13 protein-coding genes, 1 pseudogene and 1 riboswitch are annotated in these 13,511 nt (G+C 42.8%); of the genes and pseudogenes, 5 read left to right on the top strand and 9 right to left on the bottom strand.

Features of this window, described 5'->3' with window-relative positions; translation table 11 throughout:
• Positions 1–43: 43 nt before the first annotated feature.
• Together HUS26_RS18190 and HUS26_RS18185 are read left to right on the top strand one after the other, a co-directional pair.
• Positions 44–1,393, top strand: coding sequence for a 6-phospho-alpha-glucosidase (locus tag HUS26_RS18190; RefSeq protein ID WP_173918451.1), 1,350 nt, complete (start codon positions 44–46; stop codon positions 1,391–1,393).
• Positions 1,394–1,471: 78 nt separating this feature from the next.
• Positions 1,472–3,028: a PTS transporter subunit EIIC gene (locus HUS26_RS18185; protein WP_173918450.1), complete on the top strand. Its 1,557-nt coding sequence runs from the start codon at positions 1,472–1,474 to the stop codon at positions 3,026–3,028.
• A gap of 65 nt (positions 3,029–3,093) precedes the next feature.
• On the opposite strand, the gene HUS26_RS18180 is transcribed toward HUS26_RS18185, so the two are convergent.
• The 3 genes and pseudogenes from HUS26_RS18180 to HUS26_RS20085 all read right to left on the bottom strand — a co-directional run.
• The gene (locus HUS26_RS18180; RefSeq protein ID WP_173918449.1) at positions 3,094–3,591 is read right to left on the bottom strand and encodes a lactoylglutathione lyase family protein; all 498 of its coding nucleotides are present in this window, start codon (positions 3,589–3,591) and stop codon (positions 3,094–3,096) included.
• 27 nt (positions 3,592–3,618) lie between these two features.
• The gene (locus HUS26_RS18175) at positions 3,619–4,572 is read right to left on the bottom strand and encodes an NAD(P)/FAD-dependent oxidoreductase (protein WP_305792013.1); all 954 of its coding nucleotides are present in this window, start codon (positions 4,570–4,572) and stop codon (positions 3,619–3,621) included.
• Between the two features lie 304 nt (positions 4,573–4,876).
• Positions 4,877–5,050: pseudogene (locus tag HUS26_RS20085) on the bottom strand (efflux RND transporter permease subunit); the annotation flags it as partial.
• Between the two features lie 190 nt (positions 5,051–5,240).
• Here HUS26_RS20085 and HUS26_RS18170 point away from each other — a divergent pair.
• A complete protein-coding gene (locus HUS26_RS18170; protein ID WP_173918447.1) occupies positions 5,241–6,086 on the top strand; it encodes a TetR/AcrR family transcriptional regulator in 846 nt (281 codons plus the stop codon).
• A gap of 229 nt (positions 6,087–6,315) precedes the next feature.
• On the opposite strand, the gene HUS26_RS18165 is transcribed toward HUS26_RS18170, so the two are convergent.
• From HUS26_RS18165 to HUS26_RS18155, 3 genes are all read right to left on the bottom strand, one after another.
• Positions 6,316–6,765, bottom strand: a complete 450-nt coding sequence (locus tag HUS26_RS18165; RefSeq protein ID WP_173918446.1) for a hypothetical protein — start codon at positions 6,763–6,765, stop codon at positions 6,316–6,318.
• A complete protein-coding gene (locus HUS26_RS18160; protein ID WP_173918445.1) occupies positions 6,765–7,985 on the bottom strand; it encodes an NAD(P)/FAD-dependent oxidoreductase in 1,221 nt (406 codons plus the stop codon). Before HUS26_RS18160 ends, HUS26_RS18165 begins: the two co-directional genes overlap by 1 nt.
• Before the next feature lie 244 nt (positions 7,986–8,229).
• Positions 8,230–8,427: a DUF2188 domain-containing protein gene (locus tag HUS26_RS18155; protein WP_173918444.1), complete on the bottom strand. Its 198-nt coding sequence runs from the start codon at positions 8,425–8,427 to the stop codon at positions 8,230–8,232.
• Positions 8,428–8,584: 157 nt separating this feature from the next.
• A riboswitch (SAM riboswitch) is annotated at positions 8,585–8,696 on the top strand.
• Between the two features lie 89 nt (positions 8,697–8,785).
• Here HUS26_RS18155 and HUS26_RS18150 point away from each other — a divergent pair.
• Both HUS26_RS18150 and HUS26_RS18145 read left to right on the top strand, forming a co-directional pair.
• Positions 8,786–9,841, top strand: coding sequence for a homoserine O-acetyltransferase (locus tag HUS26_RS18150; protein WP_173918443.1), 1,056 nt, complete (start codon positions 8,786–8,788; stop codon positions 9,839–9,841).
• A 7-nt stretch (positions 9,842–9,848) separates the two neighbouring features.
• Positions 9,849–10,829, top strand: coding sequence for a homoserine dehydrogenase (locus HUS26_RS18145; protein ID WP_173918442.1), 981 nt, complete (start codon positions 9,849–9,851; stop codon positions 10,827–10,829).
• 292 nt (positions 10,830–11,121) lie between these two features.
• Here HUS26_RS18145 and HUS26_RS18140 read toward each other — a convergent pair whose 3' ends face one another.
• The 3 genes from HUS26_RS18140 to HUS26_RS18130 all read right to left on the bottom strand — a co-directional run bounded on the left by HUS26_RS18140 (position 11,122) and on the right by HUS26_RS18130 (position 13,462).
• On the bottom strand, positions 11,122–11,868 hold the full coding sequence (locus tag HUS26_RS18140; RefSeq protein WP_173918441.1) for a hypothetical protein: 747 nt from the start codon (positions 11,866–11,868) through the stop codon (positions 11,122–11,124).
• Between the two features lie 96 nt (positions 11,869–11,964).
• On the bottom strand, positions 11,965–12,801 hold the full coding sequence (kynA, locus tag HUS26_RS18135; protein ID WP_173918440.1) for a tryptophan 2,3-dioxygenase: 837 nt from the start codon (positions 12,799–12,801) through the stop codon (positions 11,965–11,967).
• 16 nt (positions 12,802–12,817) lie between these two features.
• Entirely contained in the window at positions 12,818–13,462 is a 645-nt protein-coding gene (locus tag HUS26_RS18130) for a DUF4166 domain-containing protein (RefSeq protein WP_173918439.1), read from the bottom strand.
• Positions 13,463–13,511 lie beyond the last annotated feature (49 nt).

Raw genomic sequence — 13,511 nt, 5'->3', positions numbered from 1 at the left:
ATTAACTTTAATACAAATATAGTACCTTTTGGAGGCGAATCGTATGAAAAAACAAAACTTAGTCGTCGTAGGCGGAGGCAGCACCTACACGATTGGTATGATCATGAGCTTAATTGCAGAAAAAGACCAGTTCCCATTAAAGTCCATCACCTTTTACGATACAAATGCTGAACGTCAAGAAAAAATCGCAAAAGCGTCTGAAATAATTTTACGTGAGAAATATCCCGAGTTAGAAAGCTTCTCTTATACCACGGATAAAGAAGAAGCGTTAACAGGAGCAGATTTTGTTTTCGTTCAAATTCGTACAGGTGGTTTAGCCATGCGTGAGCAAGATGAACAAATCCCCCTTCGCTACGGAGCTGTCGGCCAAGAGACTTGCGGGCCTGGGGGAATGGCTTACGGACTTCGCTCGATTGGCGATATGATTGAACTCGTTAATGATATCCGCCATTATTCCCCAGACGCTTGGATCTTAAATTACACAAATCCAGCAGCGATAGTCGCTGAAGCCCTTCGCCGCGAATTTCCTGAGGACAAGAAACTATTAAACATTTGTGATATGCCAGCAGCGATAATGGTCAGTTACGCTGGCATCTTAGGAAAAGATGTTTTTGATCTTGTGCCCGAATACTTCGGTCTTAACCATTTTGGCTGGTTCACAAAGATTCTTGATAGAGAAGGAAATGATCACACGGATACTATTAAACGTGCCATCACAGAAGATGGTTTTATTCCTGAAGATGCAGAAATTGCGAACGATCCATCCTGGATAAAAACCTTTAAACAAGTAGAGCAAATGGTGACGGATTTCCCAGAGTACTTGCCAAATACGTATCTGCAGTATTATCTCTATCCTTCTCAAATGGTAGAAAAAGAACAGCCTGATAATACTCGTGCCCGTCAAGTTATTAATGGCCGCGAAAAGAGAGTTCATACTCTGGCCGACCAGATTATCAAAGACGATTCTACTCAAAATGTGGAGTTAGAAGTAGATATTCACGGACGTTATATGATTCGTGTAGCAGCGTCCATGGCTTATAACAATGGAGATATTTTTATCGTCATGGTCGAGAATAATGGAACCATCGCTAACTTGCCTGACGATGCCATGGTCGAAGTCCCTGCGGTTATTACAAACCGTGGACCTAAACCATTCTCCGTCGGTCATATCTCCACTTTTTATAAAGGGTTAATTGAAGGTCAGCTTGCTTACGAAAAGCTCGTCGTCGACGCTTTTTATGAAAACAGCTACGAAAAAGCATTACAGGCCTTAACGTTAAACCGTACAGTGGTTGACGCACCGAAAGCACGTAAAATTCTTGATGACATGATTGAAGCTAATAAAGATTTCTGGCCAGATCTTCATGCAAGTAAACAAGCTTTAACTGTTTAATTTTCAGAGGACCCGGAGCTATCTGGGTCCTCTCTAACCTATCAAAGGAAAGCGTTTCCTTAAAGGAGGATAAGTAAATTGAAAAAGCATTTTGGAAGTTTGCAGAAGTTTGGAAAGTCGCTGATGGTTCCTGTGGCCCTTCTTCCTGCTGCAGGTATTTTGCTTGGGATTGGTGCAGCGCTCACAGGACCGCTGGCCGATACATTAACGTTTCTTCAAAATGATATGATTCAGTTCATCGGTAAAGGCATGTCTGATATCGGAATAAGCATATTCGATAACTTAGCCGTTATTTTTGCTATTGGTGTAGCAATCGGCCTTACAAACGGTTCTGGAATTGCCGCGCTCGCTGCCTTACTTGGGTATGTTATTATGAACAAAACCATTTCCTTTGCTCTTGGAATCACTCCAGAAATGGTCTCCGAAAGTGGAGAATATGGAATGGCTGTCGGGGTCCCTACTCTAGAAACCGGAGTTCTTGGCGGAATTATTGTCGGCTTACTGGCTGTTTGGATTTATAATAAGTTTCACGAATTTGACCCGCCAGAAGTTTTAGGATTTTTTGCCGGAGACCGATCAGTAGGTATTGCGATGGTCTTCTCCTCTATTTTCCTGGCTCTTGCGATGATGGTAGTATGGCCCCCGATTCAGACGGGTATTAATGCAGCAGCCAATGTCATTGCCAATGGCGCTACTAACCCGCTCTACATCGGCTTATATGGTTTTCTCGAAAGAGTTCTTATTCCAACAGGACTTCACCATATTTGGTATGCTCCATTCTTGTGGACTTCTTTAGGAGGTACAGCTGAAGTAGCCGGAAGCGCTGTTTCAGGTGATCAATACATTTTCCTTGCGCAAATCGCAGAGGGCGTTGAAGTAACTGCAGGACGTTTCATGGCTGGTAAATTCCCTATTATCATGTTCGGCCTGTTAGGGGCTGCTCTTGCTATGTACCGTCAAGCTGATAAGAAGAACCGTCCAGTTGTAAAGGGTATGCTTATTGCTGCTGCAGGTACAGCGTTTTTAACAGGAATCACCGAACCTATTGAGTTTACTTTCCTGTTTGTAGCACCGCTTTTATTCGTTTTTCATGCAATTCTTGCCGGCATCTCTTTTGCCCTTATGTACGTGCTTGATGCCAATATTGGATGGGCAGGCGGTTCAGGACTCATTGATTACGTCCTCGTCAATGCAATCCCAGGAACAAATAATTGGTGGTTAAACATTGTGGTAGGTGCTGCCTTCTTCGTAATTTATTATATTTCTTTCTCCTTTGCTATTAAAAAGTGGGATCTCGCTACCCCAGGGCGCGGAGGACAAGAAAACAAGCTTTATACTCGTAAAGATTTTAATGAAAAGAAAAAAGGCGGAAAGTCAGAACAAACTCGTGAAACAGCCTCACTGATTTTAACAGCATTAGGCGGCGAAGAAAATTTAAAACATGTCGATGCTTGCTTTACCAGATTAAGAGTAGAAGTAAAAGAAGTGAGTAAGATAAATGAAGATGAGCTAAAGGCTCTTGGAGCTGCAGGTGTAGTAAAAGTCGATCACAACATCCAAGCCATTTTTGGAGGCCGATCCGACCTTTATAAGAATGAGATCAATCGAATGATTAATGATTCAAATGCGTCATAGATAAAGAAAACCGTCCCACTTTCCAGGAAATGGGACGGTTCTTTTTATACAACGCCTGCTTCTTCCTAGTAAGCTCCGTCTGAATAAGTAAGTTCGTAGCTGTGGCTGTATATTTCGACTAAATTTCCAAAAGGATCCTCGCAGTACACCATCCGGTAGGGCTTCTCTCCTGGATAGTACTCACGCACCGGCATCCTTTGCTTCCCGCCGTGTGCTATAATTTTTTCTACTAAATCTTCCAGATCGGGATCCTGCACACAGTAGTGAAAGATTCCCGTCTTCCAATATTCAAAATTATTATCAGGCGATTCATTTTCAGGGAATTCAAAGAGTTCGATTCCAACCTTATCAGATGTCGACAAGTGGGCAATTCTGAATTCACCCCATCCTGTACCAAATACATCTTTACACATAACCCCAATAGGGCTGTCATCCTCTACCACCTTAGATGGTTTCATGATGACATACCATCCCATCACCTCTTTATAAAAGCGAACCGCTTGATCAAGGTCGGGGACGGATAATCCAATATGGGAAAAAGAACGAGGGTATGTTTGTTCCATCTTCATTTCCTCCTATCATTTTTCATTTCATGAGCCATCCATTATAACATGGGCTACATCATAACCCGATAAAAATGCACTTTCAACACGTGTACGGCCTGCTTTGTCATCCGGCCTAAGGAAAGCATCTCCTGCTGCAAAGAACGTATGCTCCTTATCTAAGCATATGTAGGCACCTTTATAGGTTTGGACTGCCTGAGCATAAGGCCAGTATTCAAGTTCCTCCGAATGGATGGAATCAAACGGGAAATAGTTCTTCATCCTATCTTTTATTTCATTTAAAACTCCGCTCCGTTGATTACGGGTTTCCGACCAATCGGCCGTCATGTAAACACTGGCCATGTGGACGCGGGATATTCCTTTTTTATGGTGATCGACAAGCCTCTCGACACCATTAGGAAGTTCTTTGTCCAAATGTCCTGACTCTGGGAGGTTTACAGGCGAGTTAAAGCGAAAAATTCCTACATATGCAGGCTTGAACCTGATGCCTTGTAAAGGATCATCATCCAAACCTGAAACCTCCAGCAATTCAGCTGCTAGCGGCACAGGCATTGTAAGCAGGACACGGAGGCTTGACCACATGCGGCCATCAGCTGCTTTTAACAAAAAGTGTTCCTTCTCTTTCACAATCTTCGTAATCTGAGCACCGCGTTCTGCCGTGAGTCCTTCAGCTAAATGATCGGCTAATCCCTGCATGCCGTCTACACTTGTGTAGCGCGGATAGTCGTCTCCAAACCAACGCTTAACCCAGCCTTTTTCAAGCCACTGATCAACACTGTTTTGGAATTCTTCTGTCCTCACGGTAAAAAACTGGGCGCCATAATCCGCCCTTCCATGCTCATCCTGCTTTGTCGCTAGACGTCCGCCAATCCGGCCGTTTTGTTCAAGAACGACCACTTTCTTTCCAGCAGATTGCAGTTTCTTCGCAGCGGTTAAGCCAGCCATTCCCGCTCCGATAATGGCAGCATCATATTTTTCCAAAGCGCTTCCCCCTTTTCTACTCATCTTTCCCTGATTGAGAAAGAAGAACACTTTTTTACAGGTGTTCTTCAGGCTGCCGAGAAAGTCTTAACAGCTTTTTCCTCATAGAGTTTCCTGTTAAGTCTATCGTGGTTGGCGGGATTCCATTGGCCATAAAAAGGGAGTTATGGGGCGGGAACCACCTCGCTTTTTAGCGGGAAAGACGGCAATCCTCCTCGGGCGTAGTGACCTGCGGGGTCTTGCCAGCCTAGCTCCAATGGCGGCTAGAGCTTAGCTTCATCGAGATCTTTGTCAAAGCTGTATGAGATGAAGCATTTTGATACGAGCTCGAATCGACTATATTGACCCCGCTTAAGCTGCTCACCTGCTGTTCGATCGGCTCCTATACTTCCTCGCCCGCTTTTGGGTGCTGCTCTGGATATGCAGTCGTCACCGCAATAATCGGCGGATTTATATCTGGAATTGTTTCTAGTTTCATATTTTATCCTGCGTATAAACCTGCTATGGTAATAATGATAGTCATTAACCATACCGAAAACATAGAAAAATTAATAATACCTCTCAACCACCTTCCTGCATTTGACCAATTAGTCAGTGACATATAAAATTCATTGACTAGTCAGTCAAAAGTCAAGAAGAAGTTTTAGTAATCATAAGGAGTTCAAATTATGGAAGATAAGAAAGTACTTATCATTGAGACATCAATTAAGCTTTTTGCCAGCAAAGGATTCACAGCTACCTCCGTTCAGGAAATAGCGAGTGAGTGTAACATCTCTAAAGGAGCCTTCTACCTTTACTTCAAATCAAAAGACGCTTTGCTTCTTGAAATCTTCTATCATTACTCTCAGGAAATTCAAATAAAAACTGAAGAAATTCAAGCGATGAACCTGGATCCAAGAACAAAGCTTATTCAACAGCTGTCCGTCACTTTTAAAGAGATTATAAAGCATCGTGATTTTATCATTATGCAAATCCGAGAGCAGGCGATTCCCTTCAACAAAGATATTGAATCTTTTATTCAGCAGATGAGATTCAACACATACCTTTTTTATAAAAAAGGGCTGCTGGCCATCTACGGTAAAGAGATCGACCATATTATCTGGGAAGTTTCCGTTTTGCTGCAAGGGATATTTAAAGCCTATGTCGATTTAATTATTATTGAAGGAATCGAATTTGATATTGACGAATTGTGTGCATCAATTGTTAAACGCGTCGATTTCCTCGTGCACGGATTTACACAAACGGGTGACCAACCAGTCATAACTGACAAACTGATGAATCAGATTATCCCTGACGATTTTTACTACAACCAGTTAGAAACGATTATTTATACATTAGAAAATATTGAAAAAGAAGCAGAAGGAGATGTGGAAGTTACTGCTTCTGTTCTGCTCGAAGAAATTAAGAAGAAGGAACCCCGGCTTGCTGTCATTAAAGGGATGCTGTCTAATCTAGAAAATGACAAAAGATTTAAAGAAATAGCCGGTCAAATTCGTACATTCTTTCAGATATAAATAAGAGAACCTTGTGAAAATATGAAAAAGACTTTGCTCCATAAAGCCCGGAAAGCTGGATGAAGAAAAGTCTTTTTCGTTACCGAGGAAGCGAATACTGCGAGATTCCTGCGGAAAAACAGACGATCCGAGACCCCGCAGTGTGAGTTTCACAAAGAGGCTCAGGCGTTCGTCCACGAAAAAGCGATTAGTATCCGCGACGTGGGGGAAGATAAAATCTTTTTTATTATTATAAATCTAATTCTATTTCATCAAGAATCGGATATACCGCTTCTACCCCTTTTTCGGCAACTGTGCAGGCGACACCTAAAGGGGTAGTCCAAAACGAATCAGGAATATACGGATTCTTTAAACCAGCTGGCTGAAAGAGCGACCGGTAAATCCGCTTGAGATGAGACTGGGTGACGGCTGGATCGGTTTCCTTCTCGCCTCTTGCTATTAAAAACACATACCTCATTGACTGAAACAGGTTATCCCCTGGCATGAATGTGTACTCTTTAAACAATTTAAGCTGTTTTTTCGTTTCTTCTTTCAACCCGGATTTCACGGCTAAATCTTCTAAATGCTCGTAAAGATGGCGATACACCTGCTGAAAGATACGTCGTTTTTCGTCCTGCATCACTTTATCCGTATAAATCTCCTGCAGCTTTAAGAAAGCCGCTTCCTTAGTCCAGCTCATCATTTCTCCTCCTTAAGCTCAAAGTTTTTCGCCTCGTATTCTACCGAGCCATACAGCTCTGGAATATCGGTGGAATGGTCTTTCAAAAGGCCCGGCAGCGAAGGAACAATTTTATTCCACACCGTTGGATTGGCTGCCATTGCTTGAAATAGTGCTTCTTCATTGGCCGTCCATGACCTGCGGGACTGAATGTAATCTAGCGTCAATCGGTAGCTTGGGGCTAATCCCTGGTCCCGTTTTTCTTGGAATATTTTCGCTGCATCTTCCCACGGTAAGCCATTATCATTAGATTTTATAGCTTCTGCCAGCAGGAAGGCCTGCATAAAAGCGTCATTCATGCCCAGGCCTGTGCTTGGATCTTTACTATGCCCGGCATCTCCGATAAGAGCCCAGCCCTTCCCCGCCGCCTGGCGAAAGAAATTAGGAACGCCTGGTGTCCCAATAATCTCTCCTTGTAAAGAAGCTTCTTTCATCCGTTTCTCCATCCCATAATACGTGCGATAGATTTCTTCGAATTTTCCCTGGTTTTTGGCAAGCTGTTGAAACTCCTCCGGCCAGACTTCAAGCCCTAAGCAGTCCCTCCCTTGTTCCATCGGGAATAAAAATCCTATCCTCCCGTCGTTTAAAAATATTTCTGTAGTCGGTTCTAATAAGGGTGTAATGTTTTTATAATACCCGTAGAAAACAGGCCGAATCGGAGAATGGTCTCCATACTTCTTTGCTCCTGCCAAGTGGGCAATCTTTGAATTCTTCCCATCAGCTCCAACAACTAAGGGAGCCTTCAGGTACTGCTTATTCCCATGGCTGTCCACTATGACGATTCCATTTACCCGGCCATCTGACTTAAGTAAATGGACTGCCTGCGTTCCTTCTAACAGTTCCACACTAGGGAAAGACAGTGCTTTTTTTATTAATACTTGATCCAGATGAGCACGTTTTGGTATAAGCGTATAGGAAGAGCGAGGTCCTTCAATAAAGCTGTCCTTTATATATGTACGCATTCTGGTGATTTTACGAAGGCCCGTGGCTTCTACTTCTTTGAGAACTTCTAACTTTTTTAAATACTCTAAGTGAGAAAGGTGATGAGTAGATAATGTATCACTCGGAAAATGAGCTTTATCGACCAGCGTTACTTTCTTCCCCATCTTACCTAGTAAAATAGCCAGGCTGGCCCCGGCGACCCGGGCTCCTATAATTATGACATCTGCTTGTTGTTCCATCGCTTGCACACCTTTACTATTGATACGATCAGCTTAACGCTTTTCCCTCATTAAATCCATAATTTCAGCATACTCACGTTCCTTTTAGCTCAAGCCTCTGCGCTTGTCCTGCCCGATCGTTATTCCGCAGGAGTCTCTCAGATTTCCTTTTTTGATCTAACACTGCCTTTACTTTCAATAGAAATCTCGTATAAAAAAGCTGATCCATATTAAAAAGCTCCCAGGTCATGGGAGCTTGTGGTGATTAATATTTAATTTCATCTTCTACTTCATGGTTCTTATCTAAAATTAATACACGGCTCGGTTTGTTGTGTTCTGCCATTTCCTTTGCTTTGGCAATCGCTGTGTCACGCTCATCATACTCGTCCGTTGGGGCTACGTCTTCAATTTTGACAAACCAGCCTGTTACATCTTTATTAGGTGATACGCTGTATTCTTTCATTCTTTAATCTCTCCTTCATCCTAATTATCGTCTTAATTTGTATCTTCCCAGGCAGCTTCTGCTTCAAACGTACGAAAAAGCATAAAAATAGTTTGACAATAAATAATTCTCATTCTATAATTCGTAACATACCTTATATGGACGACTAATTTAATAACTCTTATCTAGAGTGGCAGAGGGACTAGGCCCTGTGACGCCCGGCAACCTTCAAGCAACGGCTTGAAAAGGTGCTAATTCCTACAGATCTAATCAGATCTGAAAGATAAGAGGAGGAAACCTAAACGATCACCCTCTTCTTATTCTTTTAGAAGAGGGTTTTTTATATGCAGTCAAAGCAATACGAGGAGGGAATCCTGCTGTGTCGATTAAAAATATCTCTAACCAGAAAACAAATACCGCCGTTACTCTTCATAACTTTACTTTTGAATCAGGACACACTTTTTCTAATGTTGAACTTGCTTATGAACGATCGGGCCCAAGTGACGCCCCTGTCATACTCATTTGCCATGCTTTGACCGGAAACCAGTACGCCGTCGGAACAGAGGAGAGCCCGGGCTGGTGGAAAGGCCTGGTGGGTAATGGATGCCCCATTGATACATCCAAATTTCAAATCATCACCTTTAATGTGCTTGGAGGATGTCATGGATCTACAGGCCCGGCAAGCATTGACCCGCAAACGAATGACTATTACCGGCAGAAGTTCCCTCCCGTTACAATTAGAGATATCGTCCACGCCCAGCATGCTGCTTTGTTAAAGCTTGGCATAAACAATGTTCATGCGGTCATCGGCGGATCGTTGGGCGGAATGCAGACGTTAGAATGGGGACTGTTGTACCCGGATTTTATGAAACAGCTCTTCTGTATGGCCGCAACCCCTTACTTAAGCGATTATGGCATTGCTTTTAACCATATTGGTGCACGCGCCATTCAGGACGATCCTTCTTTTAATGATGGCCATTATGAACAAACGGACAGACTGAACGGGTTTGAAATCGCCCGGATGGCTGGAATGGTTACTTACCGCAGTGGCACGCTTTTTCAAAAACGATTTGCAAGAAGCCAGACGGAATCACTTTATAATATTCAATCATACTTAGACTATCAAGGTGAAAAAATCAAACAGCGGTTTGATGCTAACAGTTACCTTTATTTACTTGAAGCGATGAACCATCATGATATCAGCCGCGGACGAGGAAGTTTAGAGGAAGTGTCACGGCAGTACAAAGCGAAGCTGTACACGATAAGCTTTGAACACGACCTTCTGTATCCAAAGGAGCTTATCGAAACCTTCAGCCGCTATGTGCCCAACAGTGAACACCATCATGTAAAAACAGACTATGGCCACGATGGATTCTTAGTAGAATTCGACGAATGGGGCTCATGGATCGAAGAAAAAATCAACAAGGAGCAGTGAATGCAGGATGACGATTAGAGCAGCGATCCTTGGTTTCGGTACAGTCGGCCAGGGAGTTCATGATATTTTATTTGAGAAGCAGCAAGAGTTAGCAAAATTAGCCGGGGATCAAATTGAGGTTTGCGGCGTACTCGTTCAAAATTTAGAAAAGCCGCGGCCGATTAAAGAACATCTATTTGTGACGGACCATTTTGAAGATATCCTGTCTCTTAAGCCAGACATTGTGTTCGAAGCTACGGTCGGAGAGGAGCCGAGCTTCACCTATCTGTCCCAGGCAATTGCCCGTGGAATTCATATCGTAACAGCTAATAAAGTGATGTTTGCGGCTTATGGCCCTTCTTTATTAGCACAGGCCAATTCTCATGTCGGTATCGGTTATGAAGCGACCACTGCTGCCGGCACACCGATCATTGGACTCATTTCTAAATTAATGCAGGTTAATCAAATTACGGGAGTAGAAGCAATTTTAAACGGAACGAGCAATTATATCCTGACGGCTATGCAGTCCGAAGGCAAGCCTTTTTCACGTGCCCTGCAGGAAGCCCAGGAAAGAGGCTATGCGGAAGCCGATCCTTCTAATGATATTGAAGGAGATGACGCTTTCTATAAGCTAATGATCTTAAGCCACCTTCTTTATAACAGACAGCCCGACTGGGAGACTGTCCCATGCGAGGGGATTTCCAGCCTTACTGCTAAGGAGATCGAGAAAGCAAAAAGGAATGGTGAAAAAATCCGTCACGTGGCGGCACTTTCATTTAATAATGGCAGCCTTACAGCAAGCGTTAAGCCTGTGGCTCTTCCTTCCTCACATTGCCTTTATTCAATTGAAGGAGTAGACAATGCTGTGACAGTAACAAGTGATCTAGCAGGCTCTGTGACTTTACGCGGTCCGGGAGCCGGGAAGCGACCGACGGCAAGTGCCATGATCGAAGATGCCGTCCATATCCTTCAAAACAATCCGGCCAGAAGGCCTCAACTTAGCCAATAAGGAAAAAAGGGTGGCCTCTAAATGTTTAAGAGGTGAGCACCTCCTCTTTCGCGGCCTCACTGCAGGGTCTCAGCAGGCCTTCTTCCCTGCCAATTTTACGATCAACAATGCGGCTAATAGTACTGCCTTCTACCAAAAAACCTAAAAATCCCCCGGAGAACTTATTTTCTCCGGGGGATTTCTTATGTTATAAAAGGTTTTCGGGACAGCTCTTCCAGCTCATAGAAAAAACCGTGGGAGCATACCACTCGCTTTTAAGCGCTCCCGCAAAATCTCCTCTTGCAAAGGCCGTTTATTGGTCTGCAAGCCAGGAAATCCTGTTTTCTGCATATTTGGAATGCATCATTTCTTTGATGGCTGACTTATCAATTTCTACACTTTCTTTATCTAACGCGTATTCCTTTTGCTGTGTTTTTGAAAAATGAATCTCTACTTTGTCCCCTTTGAGTGCCAGGTTTTCAAGGAGAGGCGATTCTTTTTCCGGATTCATTTTTCCCCCACCTTCAAGTGTGGAAGGGAAAGTAAGTCCTGCTTCTTCCGAAATTACCTGCATTAATTCTTTCGTGTAAATGGCTCGATCCACAGAAAAAATATTGTTTAGGTCAAGACGTTTACCTTTATTCTTGTCAAAATTCAAAATAGCTATCGTTTCTTCTTTCTGTTTTGTTCCTACATCAATGACTTCAGTGAATTTCACAACAAATAAGCGTTCATCTTCATGAAGAACATCATAATCCACTTTCAGACTATGCATTTCGTCTTTAGCCGCTTCATAGCTTTTCTTTTTAAAATAATCCTTCACCTGATTCACGTAATCGATTACGGACTGGTCAATTTGATCATTCGGTGTCTGCGGATAATGAATCGATATTTCGTAAGCTTCGAGCTTTTCATGTTCATTTTCGGTTATTACTTCAAAAGGGGTAGCCCCAGCAGAAGCCGCCCCTTTGGATTCATTATTAGTGTCAGCCATTGAGATCGAACAAGCCGCTAACAATATTACACCAAGGAGTGATAAATATATATTTATAGGATTCATAAACGTCCCTCTTTAATTTGTTATTATATCAACAAATAGTGTAACATAAATGTAATAATTAATTAACGGTTTTGTTATAAACAAATAGCCTAGTCTTTAAATTTTCGTTCGAACGTCCCATAATTCTGGGAAAAACCGGTGGTCCAGGACTTTTTTGAGATATCCGACTCCAGAAGAGCCGCCCGTTCCCATTTTATGGCCTATAATTCTCTCGACTGTCTTCATATGCCGGAACCGCCACTGCTGCAGCCAATCTTCAATATCTACAAGTTTTTCTGCCAGCTGATACAAATCCCAGTATTTCTCTGTGTTCTTATATACCTCGGCCCACGCTGCTTCTACTGACTCATCCGCTTCATAAATCTCTGTAAAATCACGGTTAATCAATTCCGGATTAATATTAAATCCTGCAATCTCCAGCCTCTCTATTGCCGCATCATAAATACTTGGAGCTTCATACGCCTGTTTTAATTCTCCCAGCAGTTTTGGATCCTTCTCATAAATTTTCAATACGTGAGGGGTTTTATACCCTAAGGCAAACTCAACCATTCGGTATTGATAGGATTGAAATCCCGAGGCTTGTCCCAGCTTATCCCTGAACTGAATATATTCAGCAGGAGTAAGCGTGGAAAGGACATCCCACGCGTGTATAATCTGGGTTTGAATCTTAGAGACCCGGGAGAGCATCTTAAATGCTTCCTGCAACTCCCCTTCTCTGATTAAATCAACCGCTGCCCACAATTCGTGAAGCACCAGTTTCATCCATAACTCACTTACCTGGTGAATAATTATAAACAGCATTTCATCATGATGATCAGAAAGACGCTTTTGTGCCGACAGCAGCTGATCCAGCTGCAAATACTCTCCGTATGTCATTCGATCTTTGAAATCAACATGGACATTCTCATTGCTTTTTGAATCCTTATTAGCCATCTAACTCTCTCCTTCCTTACGATAACAGCCCTCGCTGTGGGATATGAGTAGCCGTAATCGGCAGGAATTCAGTATACACCAATCCTTCATACATGAGCAGCGTCCCCAAAAAAGGATGTTCCACATGAACATGTACCTGGTGAGCCTGCTCATCTTCGTTATAGTGCTCATATAAGGAAGTGGTGAAGTTTTGGAGTTTAATTGAATCAGATAGATTTATATCCTGGGAGTTGATAAGAATCCCGCCTTCTTTCGATACATCTACTTCAAGCTTCGTATGGAACCGGCCCGACTTTCCGAGTTCGTTTACGATAGCCTCCTCTTTTTCATCGTAATACATAGCGGCATCAAACCCGCGGATGGAATACGGAAAGAAAAATCGCCTCACATAGCTGATGGTTTCATTTCCGCGTTCATCTTTATACAAATAATTTTCCATTGTAAAAGGCACTTCTCTTCCACGCTCGGAAAATATTAAATTATCCCCAGTTCCTATATTCATTAAAGGGCGAAGCATCCAGGCTGTTCCCCTTATTTCTGTCATTCTCCCCTGCCCTAAAAGCATTAAGTTTTGTTCACTAGTTACCCCAAATTTCTTTTGAAGTTCTGGATGCAAACGGTCAAACTTTTCACCTAACGCTTTTTGGAAAATTGATCTCATAGCAAATTCCCCCTCGTATATTTACTTTATGTAAGTAAGGGCTGTCACA

Source organism: Halobacillus sp. Marseille-Q1614 (assembly GCF_902809865.1).
Classification (GTDB): Bacteria; Bacillota; Bacilli; order Bacillales; family Halobacillaceae; genus Halobacillus_A.
This window is presented reverse-complemented; position numbering and strand designations above follow the sequence as displayed.